The organism is Elusimicrobiota bacterium, from assembly GCA_026388075.1.
Taxonomy (GTDB): domain Bacteria; phylum Elusimicrobiota; class Endomicrobiia; order Endomicrobiales; family JAPLKN01; genus JAPLKN01.
This window is the reverse complement of sequence record JAPLKN010000152.1, coordinates 1-18,064: the sequence shown is the minus strand read 5'-3', so window position 1 is coordinate 18,064 and position 18,064 is coordinate 1. Positions and strand designations below refer to the sequence as shown.

Annotated in this window: 15 protein-coding genes and 1 tRNA gene; 12 read left to right on the top strand and 4 right to left on the bottom strand. The window is 35.9% G+C overall.

What is annotated here, in order from left to right:
• Nucleotides 1-250: 250 nt before the first annotated feature.
• Nucleotides 251-2,002 carry a sensor histidine kinase gene (locus NT145_08635; protein MCX5782741.1) on the top strand — a complete coding sequence of 584 codons (1,752 nt, stop codon included), beginning with the start codon at nt 251-253 and terminating at the stop codon, nt 2,000-2,002.
• An 87-nt stretch (nt 2,003-2,089) separates the two neighbouring features.
• Complete coding sequence (locus NT145_08630; GenBank protein ID MCX5782740.1) at nt 2,090-3,844, top strand: hypothetical protein; 1,755 nt, start codon at nt 2,090-2,092, stop codon at nt 3,842-3,844.
• Between the two features lie 171 nt (nt 3,845-4,015).
• On the opposite strand, the gene NT145_08625 is transcribed toward NT145_08630, so the two are convergent.
• On the bottom strand, nt 4,016-5,200 hold the full coding sequence (locus NT145_08625) for a peptidoglycan DD-metalloendopeptidase family protein (protein ID MCX5782739.1): 1,185 nt from the start codon (nt 5,198-5,200) through the stop codon (nt 4,016-4,018).
• A 506-nt stretch (nt 5,201-5,706) separates the two neighbouring features.
• Here NT145_08625 and NT145_08620 point away from each other — a divergent pair.
• The 7 genes from NT145_08620 to NT145_08590 all read left to right on the top strand — a co-directional run bounded on the left by NT145_08620 (nt 5,707) and on the right by NT145_08590 (nt 11,671).
• Entirely contained in the window at nt 5,707-6,927 is a 1,221-nt protein-coding gene (locus tag NT145_08620) for a DUF1015 domain-containing protein (protein ID MCX5782738.1), read from the top strand.
• A gap of 4 nt (nt 6,928-6,931) precedes the next feature.
• Entirely contained in the window at nt 6,932-7,516 is a 585-nt protein-coding gene (locus tag NT145_08615) for a CvpA family protein (protein MCX5782737.1), read from the top strand.
• Nucleotides 7,513-8,385, top strand: coding sequence for an ATP phosphoribosyltransferase (gene hisG, locus NT145_08610; protein ID MCX5782736.1), 873 nt, complete (start codon nt 7,513-7,515; stop codon nt 8,383-8,385). Before NT145_08615 ends, hisG begins: the two co-directional genes overlap by 4 nt.
• 13 nt (nt 8,386-8,398) lie before the next feature.
• Nucleotides 8,399-9,448 (top strand): GDP-mannose 4,6-dehydratase, encoded by a 1,050-nt coding sequence (gene gmd, locus NT145_08605; GenBank protein MCX5782735.1) that lies wholly within the window; start codon nt 8,399-8,401, stop codon nt 9,446-9,448.
• Between the two features lie 5 nt (nt 9,449-9,453).
• Entirely contained in the window at nt 9,454-10,938 is a 1,485-nt protein-coding gene (gltX, locus tag NT145_08600) for a glutamate--tRNA ligase (GenBank protein ID MCX5782734.1), read from the top strand.
• Nucleotides 10,939-11,055: 117 nt separating this feature from the next.
• A complete protein-coding gene (locus NT145_08595) occupies nt 11,056-11,343 on the top strand; it encodes a DUF1844 domain-containing protein (protein ID MCX5782733.1) in 288 nt (95 codons plus the stop codon).
• Nucleotides 11,344-11,598: 255 nt separating this feature from the next.
• Nucleotides 11,599-11,671 (top strand) — tRNA-Gln (locus NT145_08590).
• 1,589 nt (nt 11,672-13,260) lie between these two features.
• Here the strand turns inward: NT145_08590 and NT145_08585 are convergent.
• The 3 genes from NT145_08585 to NT145_08575 form a co-directional block, all read right to left on the bottom strand.
• Entirely contained in the window at nt 13,261-13,443 is a 183-nt protein-coding gene (locus NT145_08585; protein ID MCX5782732.1) for a hypothetical protein, read from the bottom strand.
• 81 nt (nt 13,444-13,524) lie between these two features.
• Nucleotides 13,525-14,367 carry a replication protein gene (locus NT145_08580; protein ID MCX5782731.1) on the bottom strand — a complete coding sequence of 281 codons (843 nt, stop codon included), beginning with the start codon at nt 14,365-14,367 and terminating at the stop codon, nt 13,525-13,527.
• Between the two features lie 38 nt (nt 14,368-14,405).
• A complete protein-coding gene (locus tag NT145_08575) occupies nt 14,406-14,633 on the bottom strand; it encodes a DUF5659 domain-containing protein (GenBank protein ID MCX5782730.1) in 228 nt (75 codons plus the stop codon).
• 372 nt (nt 14,634-15,005) lie between these two features.
• Here NT145_08575 and hxsD point away from each other — a divergent pair, with 372 nt between their 5' ends.
• From hxsD to hxsC, 3 genes are read left to right on the top strand one after another with little or no spacing between them, the layout of a single operon-like run.
• On the top strand, nt 15,006-15,320 hold the full coding sequence (hxsD, locus tag NT145_08570; GenBank protein MCX5782729.1) for a His-Xaa-Ser system protein HxsD: 315 nt from the start codon (nt 15,006-15,008) through the stop codon (nt 15,318-15,320).
• Nucleotides 15,317-16,762 carry a His-Xaa-Ser system radical SAM maturase HxsB gene (hxsB, locus tag NT145_08565; protein MCX5782728.1) on the top strand — a complete coding sequence of 482 codons (1,446 nt, stop codon included), beginning with the start codon at nt 15,317-15,319 and terminating at the stop codon, nt 16,760-16,762. The genes hxsD and hxsB overlap by 4 nt, the downstream gene beginning before the upstream one ends.
• Before the next feature lies 1 nt (nt 16,763).
• Nucleotides 16,764-17,912, top strand: a complete 1,149-nt coding sequence (gene hxsC, locus NT145_08560) for a His-Xaa-Ser system radical SAM maturase HxsC (protein MCX5782727.1) — start codon at nt 16,764-16,766, stop codon at nt 17,910-17,912.
• The last annotated feature ends 152 nt before the right edge of the window (nt 17,913-18,064 follow it).

Genomic DNA, 18,064 nt, shown 5'->3' with positions numbered 1-18,064 from the left:
AACAAAAGACAAAAAGATAGAAAAAACTCATCCCGGAATAGCAAGGATAAAAGAGTGGATAGATCAGGAATTTGCCAAAGGAAGAATAAATTTTGTTTCAGATGATGAAATGCTTGATTTAGTTAAAAAGTATTTGCCGGAATATTACCCCAAAAACAAAAAATGAGAGTTTTTTTGAAAATCAAGAAGTTTTAAATAAAAGGGACAATTTCTTTAGAGAGAAACTGTCCCTTTTTAGTTTTAAAATACCATGAAAATTCCTATTAGCGGAAAATTATTAGCAACGAAACTATCCATTAGATACAAAGTGCTGGTGCTTTTTGCTGCTGCTATTGTTTTGCCGGCCGTTTTTTTCGGGATAATAATAACTTCCATCAGCAGGCAGACTCTGAGGGATTCAATATTTTATCGGCAGGAAGAAATTGTGAGCCGGCTTGCGGACAGGATAAACGCGCAGCTTGATTTGCATTTAAAGCTGCTCTCTTTAAAAAGCGACATAGTTTCTCTTCCCGAGGCGCAGAAAACAAAATATATTAAGAACATTTTTGATAAAGGAAACGCGTTTTCAGAAATAGCTATTTTAGATTCAAAAGGCAAAGAACAGTTTAGATATCCAAAAGTGAGTTTGAAGAAAAAAGATAAAAGAAAATCCGATTCAATAAAGTCAGCAGTATTCAAAAATAATGTCAGCCAGGTATTCCTTTCAGATAAAGACAATCCTTCTATGTTCATTAAAACACCGATTTCAAATAAAAACAGTATAGTGGCAAAACTTGATTTTAAGCAAATCTTGGCCTGGATCAATGAAATTAAGATTGGCGAATCCGGCTTGGCGTTTATTGTTGATAAGAAAGGGAATCTAATTGCCCACAGAGAAATTGAAAGAGTGCAGGTGCGCTCTAATTTTGCAAATCTGCCGGTTGTAAAAGACTTTATAAATTCCAAAGGATCTTCAGCCAAAAAATGGCGCGAATACTATGATGAAAGAAATCAAAAAGTAGTTGCTTTGTATAAATCAATTCCTAGGCTTGGATGGGCGGTTGTAACTCAGATACCCTCCAAAGAAGTTTATGAGCCGATTACAAATATGTATAACAGCATAATTGTCTGGACAGCATTTTGGATAATCATATTTCTTTTTATTGGCTTAAGTTTTGTAAAAAGAATTATTGATCCTTTGACTCTGCTCCGTTCTGGCGCTGAAAAGATAAGCAAAGGGAATTTGGATATTAAGCTTAATATCCGGACAGGGGATGAAATTGAAGATCTTGCCCGAAATTTTGAAACAATGGCCGGAGAACTCAAAAAACTTGAGATAATGAAAGAAGACCTGATAAGAATGATTATTCACGACCTTAAAAGTCCTCTCACAGGAATAATGGGCAGCCTGGACTATATGAGGGACGGTTTAAGCGGAGAGCTTTCTCCTGATCAGAAAGATATGATTGATCTTGCAAAAAGATCAAGTGAAAATATGGTGGTTATGATACAAAATCTTCTTGATATAGCGAAAATGGAAGAAGGAAAGCTTGAACTTAAAAAAGAAAAGGTCAATGTTCGGGAACTCTTGCAAAGCAGGCACAAGGAATTTAGCCTTCAGACACTGAACGAACAAAAAGAAATTTCCATAAATGTTCAAGAGGATCTCCCTGAAATTGAAATTGAGAAAAATCTTATTGAGCGTGTTATAAATAATCTGATAAATAATGCTATAAAACACACTTCATCAGGCGGAAAAATAGAGATTTCTGCGGAAAGAGAAGAAGATTTCTTAAAAATTACTATTTCGGACAACGGGCCCGGAATTCCTAAAGAGTTCAAAGAAAAAATATTTGAAAAATTTGTTCAGCTGGAACGGCAAAAATCCCAGCTTCGTACCGGCGCCGGGCTGGGGCTTACGTTTTGCAAGATGGCCGTTGAAGCCCATGGCGGAACCATTTGGGTTGAAAGCGAACAGGATAAGGGCAGTTCTTTTATACTTACTTTACCCTTAAATTTATAATTTTGTAAAAAGGATTTTTATTCTTTGTTATCGTCGTAAAACAACAATAGTTTTGGTGAAATGACTCTAATTTGTTATAATATCAACATGAAAAAAATATTTGGGATATTTAATATTTATGTTTTAATATCAATCTTTTTCTTTTTTGGGTCAGCCTTTTTTTGCGGCTGTGCAACCGCTCCTACAAAAGAAAGAAGACGAGGTATTGAGGAAAAAGAAGCTGGCAGGGGAATTATGCCCGGCCAAGCTGCGCAGATAAGCCCGGAAGGTGAAGTTTTAGTGCCTGAAGAAAATAAAAAGTATGTTATATTCATCGCTGACTGGGGTAAAAACGGCCCGTCTCAGGAAATAACTACTGCTTTGTCTGGAAACTTAAAATTGGTGCTTACTATACCTTGGCCAACCGGAGTAAAACCCTCCGATCAAATTCTTGAAATGGTAAAAAATATGCAGATTGAGCCGGTCTTGTCGCTTTCCGAAGAGCCGATTTTGCCAATGATATATGAAACAAAAATTTCAACTTACCCTTTAGTTGAATTTTCCTGGCCTCAAGATGTATCAAATATAATCTTCAAAAATCAGGTAGATTTTAAATCAAATTTCCATCTTTCTAATTTGGGTTTATATCTTCGTACCGGAGTTATTTCAAAGGAAGTAATCCAGACACTCAGAAAATTAGGCATGATGTGGGTAAATGCCACTATGCCGGACGAAACAAAATGGGGGTATTACGAAGAAAGGTTTTTGGTGATTGGCAGCCGTTTAGCAGATTTCAAAAATGCTAAGGAATGTCTTAAATGGATCAATCTGCAGAACGAAAAAATTGTAATGCTTGTTTTTAAAGATCAAAATGAACTAACGGCTAATTTTCTAAAAGATTTCGGCCAGGAAATATTGAAACAAAGTAATGTTGAGATGATTACCCCGGAAGACCTTTTAGGAGATCTTCAAAACATGATTTTCACCAGAGGTGAATGGGAAACTACTTACGATCTGGCTCCATGGATGAGAAATGCTTCTGTTTGGTACAAGCTTTCCGCGGCACGCAGTACCGTTGAAGAATATAAAAACTCAGGTTCGGCAAATCTTGAAAACCTGGATAAACTAAAAAATGAACTTTATTTTCTTTACAGGTTTGATTTTTTAGCTAGGGCTCAGGAAAGCCAGGACAGCGATGATTACCGGCTTTTTCAAGCTAGCCTTGATAATATTTATTCCTTGATGGATAAAAAAGAGTCGGAAGTTGTGGGTGATTTTATGGAATCTTTGCAACCCAAAGCTGACACTACTACTTTTCATGTTGATCTTTTGGAAAATAAAATAAACATTACCAATGCCATTATTCCTGAAGCAAGCCCGAGAATAATAAATTTTAGTGTTGAATTAACCAGGGATACCGTAATTTATAATGTGGAATTGGATTCAGTTCCTTCATCGGGCAATTTCGCGATAGATATCTATATGGACTTAAACAATACGCCAGGAGCTGGCTTGATACGTCTTTTACCGGAACTGGACGCATTTATGAAACAGCAAAATGGGTGGGAATATGCTTTAAGAATAAATAATAACCAGGCAATGCTCTATATGGCATCGCGCTTTGGTCCTAATTTGGTAAAAACATTTAATTTAACCGGCAAATACAAAATAGAAATTCCTAGAACTGTTTTGCGGGGAAGCCCTCTTAAGTGGGGTTATCAGGTTGCGACCTTAAATAGGAATGAAATGACGAAAAAGTGGGAAATAGCCGATTTTCTCTGCAAAGACGAATTTTCCAGAAAAAAGATACTGGATAATACTCCGATACAACTCAACGCTTTTAGGGCTTCAAAGTCGAAATGAAGCCTCCTCTCATAGTATCCTTCATCGTTCCGGCGAAATCCCTGCCCGCCGGCAGGCGCAACGCCAAAGTCCTTCGACTTCGCTCAAGACAGTGAGCCTGTCGAACTGCTGTGTCATCAATGCGGCGAATAGCCGTGCCTATTGATGCCACTTTTAGCGTAGGCGGATAGCTTACCTGTAGTTTAGTTCCGCAAACTGCCTGAAAATATTTTTCTTTATTTTGGTAAAACTTTCTTTTTCATTCCCTTTAATTTTTGTTGCCGGGGGGATTCTTACTTTCAGATAGTTTATAAATGAAAAATCTTTCTTAACTCTGAAGTCAAGGTGAGGCCCGGTAGAAAGTCCTGTCGTACCGACATATCCCACAATTTGGCCTTGCGAAACCCTTGCTCCTTTTCTTATTCCTTTTCCGTATCTTGACAAATGCCCGTAGAATGAAGAATATCCGTTGGGGTGTTTAATGCTTACAAGATTCCCGTTATCCCCTTTCCATTCGGCAAGCGTTACAGCGCCTTCACCTATGGATGAAACCGGTGTCCCTTCCGGTGCGGAATAGTCTACTCCAAGATGCGGCCTATAATATTTTAGAATCGGATGATATCTGCTTTTCGTGAAATATGAACTGATTCGCCTGTACTGGAGAGGAGCCTTAAGGAAAGCGCTTATCATTGATCTGCCATCCGGCGAATAATATCCTTTTTTTCCGTTTGGGTGAACAAAAAGTATTGCCGTATATTCCTTCCGGGATAAATTATATCTGGCTCCAAGTATTTGTTTGCTTAAAACAGTTCCGTCATCAAGAATATTTTTTTCGTACACAATTTTAAACGTGTCTCCGGCTCTCGGCTCGGTAAGAAAATCTATCTGCCATGCAAAAATATCTGCGAAATCCAAAATCAAATCCGGTTCTATTTTTTGTTCCGTCATAGATTCCCATAAAGATTTTTGTATTGAACCTTTCGCTTTAAAGATAACTTTTTTTAGGGGACGGATTATCTTTGATGTCTCAATAATTCCTTCGGTTGATTTTGCTAACGAATAAACTTCTTGTCCTTGCGTGTAATAAAAAAAGGAAGTCCAAGGAGGATTTGATGATGTGCCTACGGATATTTCGTAGTAATCCCCGGGTTTGGAGTATCTTGGATTAAAAAGCTTTTTTAAATTCTTTACGATTTCATTTCTTTCCCGTAAAGGCAAGGCAGTAGTTTCTAATGTTTTTATTAAAGTATCGCCTTCATTTAGAACTATTTTTTTTAGAACATAGGGCGAAGTTTCTTGTGCTTTTTTGCAGCCAAGGAAACAGGAAAGCAAAACCGTAAGAAATAATACAAGTTTAAAATGTTTAAATATAACCATAAAGTTATTAAACCCAAATTTTGCAACAGGCTGCAAAATTTGTCCCTAAGGGACAGCCCGCCTGTGGCGGGCTGGGTTAACCCCGCACCATTTATAAAGCGTTCAACGGAAATGTTTACACGATTTTCATCTGACACTCATTTAGAGCGCTTCATTTTTCAGCATTTTTTAATGGTGCGGCACTACGTGCAGATTTTTCTGTTGCAAAATCTGGGTTAAATTAACTATATTTTAAAACATTCTATAATATTTTCGTTTAGTCCTGAGTTTGCCGAAGGACGGAGTCAAAGCATCAACCCGTTCGGCTCGAATGTCTTTTTTAAAGATTTGGGACGTTAATATTTAAGGGAAGCTAACGTCTTTGTCCGCTCAGGGTTGATGCTGAGCAAAGTCCTGAGTTTGCCGAAGGACGGAGTCAAAGCATCAACCCGTCGACTTGATGAACTTTTCTTAAAAGCTCATGAAGTTGATTTCTTAATAAAACAAAACATGAAAGGAGATATGGAGTGTCTGAAATAAAATCTTTTAGCGGTATTCGATTTGAGGGGCATAATATTTCAAGATTTATTTGTCCGCCCTATGACGTTATTTCTGATAAACGGAAAGCAAAGCTTAAAAAATTATCGCCGTTTAATATGGTAAGATTGGAGCTTCCTGATCCGCATGGAAAAAGGAATAAGTATTTAAATTCGGCGCATCTTTTTTCTTTATGGCAAAAGAAAGGAATACTGAAAAAAGATATTTTGCCCGCATTATATTTTTATGAGCAAAAATTTGTTGATCACGGCAGGAAAATGGTAAGGCGCGGATTTTTCGGGGCATTGAGGCTAGAAAATCCTTTTAAGGGAAGTGTTAAGCCTCATGAAAAAACTTTATCTAAACCGAAAGAAGACCGTCTTAAAATGTTAAGAGCGGCAAAGGCAAATCTAAGTCCGATTTTCGGTCTTTTTCATAATAATTCAAGGGAGATAGTTAAATTAAGCGAAAAGCTTGCGAAAACAAAAGAAAATTCAATTTCTAAAGATTTTGAGAGCACTATTCACCGGTTGTGGAAAATTACGGACCCTAAAGTGATAAATCTGGTGAAAAGCGTTTTAAAGAAAAACAAAATATTTATTGCTGACGGCCATCATAGATATGAAACAGCATGGAATTATCTAAACGAGCAAATTAAAAAGAAAGCCAGAGGCAGGAATAATGCATTCGAAAATGTTTTGATTTATCTTTGCCCTATGGAGGATAAAGGGCTTTCAATATGGCCGACTCACAGGGTTGTTGTTCCGCCGAAAGATTTAGAGCAAAGGATAAATAACTATTTCAGAGTTTTCTCAAAAGAAAAGTTTGAGAGGCTTTCTAGAAAATCTCCGCAGCCTTTGCTGATTTATAAAGACGGGAAATTCAGGACGCTGGTTGCAAAAAATATGAGCATTCTTGACAAGGCAATGAAAGGAAAATGCAGGGCATATAAAAATCTTGGAGTAAGCATACTGCATTCGGTTCTATTGACTGACGTATTGCCGGAAAATATTACATATGTAAAAGATGAAAAAGAAGCCTGCCGGCTTGCAAAAGAGAAAAAATGTGCTGCAGTAATGGTCCCGGCGACTCCGGTAGAATCTATAAAAGAAATCGCCCTTGCGGGACAGACGATGCCGCAGAAATCTACATATTTTTTCCCAAAGGTTGCTTCCGGGCAAGTTATACATTCTGTTTCAGGGGTTGAATAATTCAATGTTAAACGGATTCAACGGATTTAACGGTTATGATATCATTGTAGGAGTTTTGGTTTTAGTGTTTTGTGTCATTGGTTTTAAAACGGGGATCATTTCAACATTTTTTTATATTTTGAGCGGGTATTTCGGGCTGTATGTTGCCAAAAAATACTGCGATATGCTGGGAATGAATTTTTATTTGGTCTTAGTCCTGGTTGCCATAGCCACAATCTTGGCGGGTTCAATTGTGGGACGGCTGGTAAGAGATGCTGTTTTAGGAAACATTGACAACGTTTTGGGACTATTTTTTGGCGCTTTGTTCGGCATAATGGTAATTTCAATAGTAATGTTTCCGGTAATGGATAAACTATCATGGCGCAATCAGGTTTATGTAGTAACTTCATATTCCGGCGGAAATATTATTCCCTGGGTGCAAAAGATGCTTCCTCCCATAAAAGAGGTAAGTTTGAACGAAATAAAAGGAATGATTGCGAAACAAAAAAATATTACGCAGGATTTCGCAGAAGAACAGGTGAAATCTGTGGAAAAGAAAATTAAGACAATAAAAAAAGAGGCAAAAAAAAGAATGAGGCTAAAAAAATGAAAAAATTAAAATTAGGATTTCCAAAAGGAAGCTTGCAGGAGTCAACTCTGGAACTTTTTAAGAAAGCGGGAATCAGGATTTATGTTTCCGATCGTTCGTATTTTCCTTCCTGCGACGATGATGAGCTTGAAATCATGCTTGTGCGGTCTCAAGAAATGGCAAAATATGTTGAAGACGGAGTTTTTGACGCAGGACTTACCGGCTATGACTGGATTTGCGAAACCGGCGCTAAAGTAAAAGAAATTTGTGAGCTTGTCTATGCAAAATCAGGATTTCGTCCCGTGAAATGGGTATTGGCAGTTCCTAACAACTCTAAAATTCGATCAGTCAAAGACCTGAAAGGGAAAAGGATAGCGACTGAACTTTCCGGGTATGTGAAAAAGTATCTGGCTAAGAAAAAGGTTAAAGCCGAAGTTGAGTTTTCTTGGGGCGCTACTGAAGCTAAAGCCGGGAGATTTGTTGATGCAATAGTTGAGCTAACCGAAACCGGCTCATCGCTAAGGGCAAATAATTTAAGAATCGTTGAAGAAATACTTACATCCACTACGCGTTTTATAGCAAACAATGCATCATTAAAAGATCCATGGAAACGGCAGAAAATTGAAAGTATAGCAATACTTCTAAAAGGAGCTCTTGCTGCCGAGGGCATGGTAGGGCTTAAGATGAATGTTCTTCGCAATAATCTTTCAAGAATTACTGCAATACTTCCCGCCCTTAAGAAGCCGACCATTTCAAATTTAAGCGATTCAAAATGGGTTGCTCTTGAGGTTATTATTGAAGAAAAAATCGTGAAAAAAATCCTTCCGGAACTAAAGCGCGCCGGCGCCGAAGGAATAATAGAGTACCCTTTAAACAAAATTATCTACTAATTTGGAGAAGGCATTGAAAAAGAAGGCGCTAATAACTGGGATTACGGGACAGGACGGAAGTTATCTTGCTGAATTTTTATTTGAAAAAGGCTATGAAGTACACGGAGCAGTTAGAAGAAGTTCTTTGCCGAATACTGACCGTCTTGAGTGTTCATCTGCTTTGCATTTGTCAGACGATAGTATAAAGAAATGCAATATTTTTCTGCATTACAGTGATCTCGCTGATATGGCGAGCATATTCAAGGTGTTAAAAAAAATTGAACCTGACGAAATATACAATCTGGGGGCTCAATCTGATGTGGGAGTTTCTTTTGAAATACCTGAATATACGGCTGAAATTGATGCCCTTGGAACTTTAAGATTACTTGAAACTGTCCGGCTTTTGGAACTTGATAAGAAAACAAAAATTTATCAAGCTTCAACTTCAGAACTCTTCGGAGTAAAAAGCATAAGTTGTCCGGATGAAAATACAAGTTTTTATCCAAGGAGCCCTTATGCAGTAGCGAAAATGTATGCTTTTTGGATAACGAAAAATTATAGGGAAACCTACGGGATATTTGCATGCAACGGAATTTTGTTTAACCATGAGTCGGAAAGAAGAGGAGAAAATTTTGTTACCCGCAAAATCACTACGGCCGCTGCTAAAATAGCTAAAGGAAAACAGGATATACTTTATCTAGGCAACCTTGATGCTAAGCGTGATTGGGGGTACGCAAAAGACTATGTTGAATGTATGTGGCTTATGCTTCAGCAAAATAATGCCGAAGATTATGTTGTTGCAACGGGACAGGCGCACAGCGTCAGGGAATTTGCTGAGATAGCATTCAGAGAAGCAGGTTTTGAAATAGTCTGGAAAGGAAAGGCCTTAAATGAGAAAGGAATAGATAAAAAAACCGGGAAAGTTTTAATAGAAATAAATCCCCAATATTTTAGGCCGCAGGAGGTAGATCATTTATGCGGAAATCCTGCAAAAGCTGTGAAGAATTTGGGTTGGAATCCCCAAAAAACAAGTTTTGAACAATTAGTAAAATTAATGGTTCAAAATGATTTAAAAAATTACTAAAAAATATGTCAATAAACAAACAAAACAAAATTAGGGTTAGATTTGCGCCATCACCAACAGGGGATCTGCATATAGGCGGTGTCAGGACCGCTTTATTCAACTGGCTTTTTGCAAGAAAAGTCGGCGGGACATTTATTCTTCGCATAGAAGATACTGACGAAGCGCGTTCAACTGAGGAATCAGTTGGCGTGATTATTGAAGCTATGAAATGGCTTGGACTTGATTGGGACGAAGGCCCTGGCAAAGAAAATTCTAAGTACGCCCCTTATTCCCAGATGCAGAGGAAAGAACAGGGTTTATATAAAAAATATATAGATGAATTGATAGGGAAGGGCCTGGCCTATCCTTGTTATTGCGCTGCCGAAGAAGTTGAAAAGATGCGTCAAACAGCCCTTCTTCATAAAAGGCCGCCTAAATATGACGGCACATGTTCTCGTTTATCTGCAGAACAAAGGAAACAAAAGGAAGCGGATGGTAAAAAGGCGGTTATAAGATTTAAAATGCCTGTTGAAGGAAAAGTTGAAGTTGATGATATTGTTCGGGGCCACGTGGAGTTTGAAAACGCTCTTTTAGATGATTTTGTGTTGATGAAGGCAAACGGGGTCCCGACATATAATTTTGCCTGCGTTATAGACGATCATTTAATGGATATATCCCATGTTATTCGGGGAGATGATCATTTATCAAACACTCCGCGCCAAATTCATATTTACAAAGCGCTCGGCTGGGATTATCCTGAATTTGCGCATCTTGCTATGATATTGGGCTCGGACGGCGCGCGTCTTTCAAAAAGGCACGGACATACTTCTGTGCTGGAATATCGGATTGACGGATATTTACCCGAAGCGCTTCTTAACTATCTTTCATTGCTTGGCTGGTCTACAGAAGACAGCCAGCAGTTGTTTGAGCCGCAGGAATTAATCCAAAAATTTTCGCTTGAACGATGCGGGACAAGCCCTTCAACTTTTGATTCGCAAAAACTTCTTTGGATGAACGGGGAATATATAAGAAAAAAATCGCCAAAACAATTGACCGAAATATTTTTTCAATGGCTAAAAGTAACCAATCTGGAAGAAAAAATAAAAGGATTGGATAGAACATTAATTGAAAAAACCATAACGCTAGAACAAGAAAAAACAAAATTACTAAGCAATATTCCCGAATTGATTGATTTTTTCTTTAAAGATGCAGTAGAATATAAAGAAGAAGCGGTAAGCAAAGTTTTTAAAACGGAAACTGCGAAAACAGTGCTTGAAGGAAGCATCGCAAAACTTCAAAATATCACTGATTTTAAAGCAGATATTTTAGAAAAGCTTGCGCGAGATCTTGCCCAGGAAAAAGGAATAAAAGCAGGGCAGGTTTTCCATCCTATTAGGGTTGCAATATCAGGCCGAACACAGGGCCCTAGTCTTTTTCATATGATGGAAGTGATGGGGAAAGAAACAGTATTAAAACGAATTAATTTTGCGCTAGAAAAATTTTTCAAATAATTGAATAGCGTAGAGCGCATAGCGTATAGCGGATAGGAAAGACTCTTCATCAATTTTAGAGAAATTATTTCTATACGCTAAACGCTGAACGCTATCCGCTAAAAACAAGAGGTGAAGATGACGGAACAATTAGAGAAAAGCAAATATTTCTTAAGTTTAGTTATGATGCTCGCATCCGCTGCTTGGCAACAACTTGGAAAAGTCCCTCATCCGATAAGCGGGAAAACTGAAAAAGACTTGAAAAGCGCGCAAATAACAATTGACATACTTGTAATGCTAAAAGAAAAAACTAAAAGCAATATTTCTTCTGATGAAGAAAAGGCTCTTGCCAACGTAATATCTGATCTTGAATTAAATTATGCTGATGAAATAAATAAAAACGAACCCCCGAAACCAGTTAACTAGCAGGAAAGTAATTAGTAATGAGTGATGAATTGTTAGACCAAAAAAGAATTGCGCTTTTTTAAAAATTTTGATTAGGGTTAATTAAAAAATGACATGTTTTTCTTGAAGTGTCATCCCGGACCGGATCCGGGATCCATAGGCTGCCGAAGGCCAGGGCTCCCCGGGCTTGCCCGGGGGGAACCACATGTTAATTCCGTATCCTTGCAGTTGAAATCGCGAACCAGTAAACTAATGAACATGTGAACTTTTTATAATTGCCCGGTGGTGTAATTGGTAACACGTCTGCCTCTGGAGCAGAAGTCTCCTGGTTCGAGTCCAGGCCGGGCAGTGCTTCTTCAAAATGAGGGTGTTCGGGAGTGTCTTCCCGACGACAAATAGACGGTTCAAAATTTTCTGGAAGAGTTTCATTGTTTTCAGGCAGTTTTGAACCGTTATTTATTTCTAGGGCTTTTTGAGCTATAATTTCAAATGGTTTTTGAAAAACAGCATTTATTAATTGATGATTGGTATCTACCGAAATTCCCGAAAAAACGATAGAAAGTAATTCTCTTTTCTTTTCGTCAGTTGCTTTTGAAAATATCTCTCCGGCTTTCTGGCTAAGTTCAAAAATGTTTATTCCTAGCTCAAAATACTCCTTATCAGCTTCGTTATGTTTCTTAAGAGCGTCAATTACCTTCTCTTTCTCCGCATTTATTTCCTTGTTTTTTACGTCATAGGTCTCTGTGTCTATTCTTCCGTCCAAGCGGTCATTATATAGCAAGTTTGCCCTATTCTGAAGCCTCCCAAGCTGTGAATTCAGCTCGTTATGACACTTCTTTTGAAATTCTATCTTATCAGCGTGACTTTCCTTAAGAGCTTTTCTAATCCAGTCAGTCAATCTTGTATTATGGATTGTTATGTTATTGAAGTTATCCATTAGTTGTTCTTCAATTTTTTCCTGCCTGATAAACCTTTTCTGACTACAATGCTTGTAATGGTTACAATGACCATACCAGTGTCCTTTCTGCAATTCCCAAGTTATTGTTCCACCACACTCTTCGCAATTTAGTAAGGATTTGAATAAAGTAAAATGCTTCCTGTATTTGGGAGTAGTTTTCTGCTTCAAAACCTGCTGAACAGTATTAAAGAGCTCTTTGGAAATAAGAGGCTGGTGCTTGCCTTCATATAGTTTGCCGTTCCAGCGGAGCATTCCACAGTAAAAAGGGTCAGATAAAAAACGATGAATTGCACTCTTAGGGACTTTATTACCCTTATCTGAACGCAACCCTTTTTCATACATTATTTGAGTTAATGCTTTAATGGAGTGGTTTTTTTCTGAGTAAATACGAAACATTTCCAAAATGAGACGAGCTCTATTCTCATCAATGATATGAATCTTATGCCCTTCATCGCCGACCGTTTTATAACCTACGGGGGGTTTGGTAGGCAACCAACCTTGACTTATCTTTTCCGCTTGTCCCTTTTTAGTTTCCTCGGAAAGATTATCAATATAATTTTTTGCAAACAAAACTTTAACGCCCCAATTTAGTTTTTCCTGAGAGTGAGAGTTTTTATTAAGTATCAGTGAATCCTTTACTAAATGAATTTCTCTCTGGCTATCTTTTTCTAACCAGTCGTCAATTTCAACCATATCTCTGAAATTACGAGTTAGCCTGTCAGCCTTTTCACATATAATGACCTTAATTTTATTCTTGTTTGCGAAGGCAATCATCTGATTAAACACTTCTCGCTGTTTTTTGCCACTGGCAGACTCTGAAACGGAGAATACTTTTGCGACAGAAAACTGCTTTTTTTCTGCGTAGTCATTTAAAGACTTTTCCTGAGCAGGCAAAGAATAACCTGTTAGCTCTTGTTCTCGTGACGAAACTCTAGCATAAATAACTGATTTTTCCATAAGCATCTCCTATTATACATATTTTACTTTTTAAAAGACATCTGAGCCAAGTTGTCAAAAAGACGAACAAATAAAACACCGATTTCTGCAACTTCGTCCAAACTTAGTTTTTGCCCATAATCCTGCTCCAAAATAGTCTGGAGCTCAGATAATAATCCGTTACTAAAGGGATATTTATTCCCTTCAACATTTTTGTCTTCCTTCACAGCACACCTCTTTCGTTCTATAATCGTGCTGTGTCAGTTGCTATAAGAGGCTATGTCAATTGCAATGTTTTTGTGTTAAGGCTATAAAGTCTTCGTATATCTTTTCAAAATAGTTTCAATATCCTTACAGAAAATATGTGGAGGATATCCATTTTCCATAACCCAATCAGAAACGTATGCTTCTCTAAACCAATATCCAAGTATTTTGGTAAGGTTATATTCTGGAAGGTTTCTTTGATTTACGAATACAGGATATTTTTCCAAGAGTTTCTTAAAATGTTTTTTTGCAACATTAGTTGTATATTCATTTGGATAGCGATTATAGTTTTCTCTATAGAAATCACCATAATCATCACATAGTTTCATAGTGTATTTTGTAATTTCAGAAAGCTGAGAACCATCTAAAACAGAGGGATTAGAAGAATTTGTTTCTTTTTCTATTTTATATTTATCCTTTATTCTTTTTGTGTTCCTCATTTTTGAGCGTATTAATTGGAACTTTCTGGTCTTTTTTGCAGGTAGGACTATCCTCTTTTTTGTAGTAGCCTCTTTTTTGAGGGTTGTTTGCCAATTCTCAGTATTACTTTCAACCGACCATTTGATTACTCCATTCCTCTTGCCATTTCTGATAATTATTCCCTTTGAGAGTAACTTTTTGATTGCTCTCTCTAAGGAGCATCCGTCCTTTGAGCACATTTCTTCAAACTGTGAGCGGGAGATTGCGTCCTGAGGTTTGTTCCAACCCAAAGTTTTTCTGATAATAGCTAGTACTATTTGGTACTCCGACCCGTTCAAATTACGGTTATATAGTGCTTCTAAGACCTGATTTGGAAATTTTGTAAATCCTTTCTTTTTGAAATTCCATTCCGGAATACTTGCATTAACAAGACAATTATTGTTGCTTTTGTTTTTTACGAGGTTCATAAGCGTATCTCCTTATCAAAAAAATTAGCAATAACGTTCTAATAATTGAACGTCATTGCTTTTAGATTCTTCACTGAATCAATGAAATCCCTAGCTTTGATTTCTAGCTCGCCATTATAATATTCAACAATTGCCTTTCTTCGGGATTCGTCATCAACGAAGATAAAGACGGTCCTTCTCCCTTCAGTTTTTACTTCGCTGATTTTAAATTTGAGGGCATGTAGTACAGCGGCGAGATACAAATCAGAAGTTTCAAACAAGCTCATTATAATCACCTCATCTTAGCTATGGGGTTATAATAAGCAGTGGAAAATAAAAAAACCAGATGAAATATCATAAACCCATTTGAGAATGCTCATCGGGCTATGTCTATTTCTACTGGTCTTCAAAAATAATTTCTATGTCTTGATGAGGACAACCTGAACGGCTAAAAGAACGATTTTCAACAAACTCAAGATAGCATATATCGCTAGTCTTGTCAAGGGGTATAATAAAGACCTTCATGGAAATATGGTATAATAAACCGAAATTTGTGAACAACTAATATCGGGGGAGTAAGGAAGGGCATTATGATAAGTGGTGAAAATTGAAAACATATTGAATAATAAAAAGTAAAATAACAATGGAGGCATATAGTCATGGAAAATGTTTTAAACCAATTGAATAAAGATGAATTGTATTTTAATGTTAATACTAAAACATATAGTTTATCTGCAATAAAAGAAGCTTCTTATAGATTCACAAATGAGTGCTATATCTTTCTAGAGAATATATCCGAAGATACTATAAAGGTTCATATAAAAGCTAAAACTAATATCAATCTAAATGCTTTGACATATTCTTTTATGAACGAATTGATAGAACAACAAATAAGATTTGACCTTGACCAAAAGTTTGGGGGCTTAAGAGATAAAATTATTGAAAAAGCTTTCTCTCATAAGAAGATAGAATGAATTATACTTTACTGCCTTTCAGGTACCATGCTCTAGAAAATAAAATATTTCTAACAAATGAAGTAGGTGAATATATATTTCTTGACAAATCTACTTTTGATGATTTACGTACTGGAAATTTATCCAAAGACAGTAAAGTATTTATGGATTTAAAATCACAACATTTCTTAACTGACACAGAAGTTGACCCTGTTATTGATTTGCTAGCGGTAAAATATAGAACCAAAAAGAGTTTTCTTGAGAACTTTACATCCTTGCATATGGTAGTCCCCACTTTGCGATGTAACTCGGATTGTATTTATTGTCAAGTTTCTAGTAAGGATAACAAAGTTAGCAGTTATGATATGGATGTTAACACCGCAAAAAACGTTGTTGAAACAATATTTAAAACACCTTCAAAATATATAAAAATTGAGTTTCAAGGAGGGGAACCTCTTTTGAATTTTGATATCGTTACGTTTATTATAGAGTATTCAAATAAACTAAATAGCATATTCAAGAAGTCACTTGAATTTGTAATTTGTACAAATCTCACTTTAGTCAATAGTAATATGCTTAATTATTTAAAGAAAAAAAATGTGTATATTTCAACTTCATTAGATGGTTCTAAATCTCTCCATAATAAAAATAGAATATTAAGAAACAAAAATGGAAGCTATGATTCTTTTTATGAAAAATTATTATTAGCAAAGAATGTGCTGGGTTCAAATAGTATTTCAGCGTTAATGACCACAACTAAAGATAGTCTAGCACAACCAGAGACTATAGTTAATGAATACATAAGATTAGGATTTAGTTCAATATTTGTGAGAATGTTGAATCCTTTTGGTTTGGCAAAAATAAATAAAAATGAATTATCGTATTCTGTTCAAGAATTCTTTGAATTTTATAAAGAGATATTATCGTACATAATTGAAATAAACATAAAAGGCAAGTATTTTGTAGAAGAATATGCTTGCCTTCTACTCAGAAGGATTCTAACCCCATTTTCTACAGGATTTGTTGATTTGCAATCACCTCCCGGAACTGGTATTTGTGGGGCAATTTATAATTATAATGGCAATGTATTTCCATCGGATGAAGCCAGAATGCTTTCTGAGATGGGTAACAATCGTTTCTTAATGGGGAATGTTAATAAAAGCTCTTATGAAGAAATATTCTATAATAAATCATTCATTAATTTAATAAAAAACGCTTCTCTAGAAACAACACCACTTTGTTCATATTGTGCGTATCAGGTATATTGCGGTTCTGACCCTATTAGAAATTATTCTGAACAAGGGGATATTACAGGATACAAATTAAACAACGTTACGTGCATAAAAAATAGGTTGATTCTTCAATATTTAATTGACCTTATTGAGGAAAAGAACGATAAATTCACTAATGTATTTTGGTCATGGATAACAAAACGTAACTGTAATAAAATGGTTTCTAATTAAAATGAAACAACTAAAAGGATATCCACAAAATATTCAAAATCAAATTGTAGGGAAAATAAAATACTATGATGGCAGTTTTATTTACCCTTCAAAAACAATACTTATCTCGGACCGCATTCCGAAAATACCTTTCGGGATAAATTGTATATTAACAGATAAATATATTAAAGGAAAATATAATGTCCCTACGATTGACAGAATACAATCTGTTGCGGATTTGCACAATAATGACATCGTTTTAATAGAGAAAAATGGTAATATTAATATAGTATATGAACACGGTAAAGATGATAACGTATTGCTTATGACGGAACGATGTAATGCCTCATGCATAATGTGCCCTCAACATCAAGAAAGTATTAATCAAGGTTCATATGATTTATTAAATCGTCAAATACTTGCTTTGTTGCCAAAAGAAATTAAATATTTAGGGATAACTGGAGGCGAACCAACATTATATAAAGAACATTTAATAAAATATCTGTCTTTCATTAAAGATAGGTTACCTAATACAGTTGTTGCATTACTTACTAACGGGATATTGCTTGAAGACATAAACTTTGTTGAAGATATACTAGAAATAGGAAATTCAAAGTTAATATTTCAAATTCCGCTCTATTCAGATATTGACTTAATACATAATAAAATAATGGGGGTAGCGAGTTATTTTAGGACCATAAAAGGTATCTATAATCTGGCTACATATGGTCAAAATATTGAAATAAGAGTTGTTGTTCAAAAACTCAATTATGAAAGGCTATCTTCTATTGCAAGATTTATTTATAGGAACATGCCTTTCGTAGCCCATGTAGCCTTTATGGCAGTTGAACTAGAATCATTAGCAAAAAATAATATTGAAGAAATCTGGGTTAATCCTGTTGATGAAATCTATCAAGATGAACTATACAAAGGAATTAAATATTTATATAATCGCAACTTAGAGGTATCAATATATAATCTTCCCTTATGTTTAATCAAGAAGGAATATTGGGGATTTTATAAAAAATCAATATCATCATGGAAGAAAGTATTTTCTAATAAATGCAATAATTGTCATAATAAAGAAAATTGTGGGGGATTCTTTAAGTCAACGTTATATAAAATGGAGAAGTACATACAGCCTTTTACGGTTGAGGAGGTTTTATGTTAAAGATATTTAAAAGTAAATTGATTTCTTATGTTATGTTTCTGGGTTTTCTTCTTTCTGTAAATAAAAACGCTTCTTACGCAAATATTCAACACGACGATAATCCAGGGAAAGGATATAAAGATAGCCTTATCAAAAAAAATGAAAAATCACTT

What these genes read in the sequence shown, in the direction of transcription:
- NT145_08635 (MCX5782741.1), top strand. Translation starts at nt 251, where the DNA reads ATGAAAATTCCTATTAGCGGAAAATTATTAGCAACGAAACTATCCATT.
- hxsC (MCX5782727.1), top strand. Translation starts at nt 16,764, where the DNA reads ATGAAACAACTAAAAGGATATCCACAAAATATTCAAAATCAAATTGTA.
- hisG (MCX5782736.1), top strand. Translation starts at nt 7,513, where the DNA reads ATGAAAAAATTAAAATTAGGATTTCCAAAAGGAAGCTTGCAGGAGTCA.
- hxsD (MCX5782729.1), top strand. Translation starts at nt 15,006, where the DNA reads ATGGAAAATGTTTTAAACCAATTGAATAAAGATGAATTGTATTTTAAT.
- NT145_08625 (MCX5782739.1), bottom strand. Translation starts at nt 5,200, where the DNA reads ATGGTTATATTTAAACATTTTAAACTTGTATTATTTCTTACGGTTTTG.
- NT145_08630 (MCX5782740.1), top strand. Translation starts at nt 2,090, where the DNA reads ATGAAAAAAATATTTGGGATATTTAATATTTATGTTTTAATATCAATC.
- NT145_08615 (MCX5782737.1), top strand. Translation starts at nt 6,932, where the DNA reads ATGTTAAACGGATTCAACGGATTTAACGGTTATGATATCATTGTAGGA.
- gltX (MCX5782734.1), top strand. Translation starts at nt 9,454, where the DNA reads ATGTCAATAAACAAACAAAACAAAATTAGGGTTAGATTTGCGCCATCA.
- NT145_08595 (MCX5782733.1), top strand. Translation starts at nt 11,056, where the DNA reads ATGACGGAACAATTAGAGAAAAGCAAATATTTCTTAAGTTTAGTTATG.
- hxsB (MCX5782728.1), top strand. Translation starts at nt 15,317, where the DNA reads ATGAATTATACTTTACTGCCTTTCAGGTACCATGCTCTAGAAAATAAA.
- NT145_08575 (MCX5782730.1), bottom strand. Translation starts at nt 14,633, where the DNA reads ATGAGCTTGTTTGAAACTTCTGATTTGTATCTCGCCGCTGTACTACAT.
- NT145_08580 (MCX5782731.1), bottom strand. Translation starts at nt 14,367, where the DNA reads ATGAACCTCGTAAAAAACAAAAGCAACAATAATTGTCTTGTTAATGCA.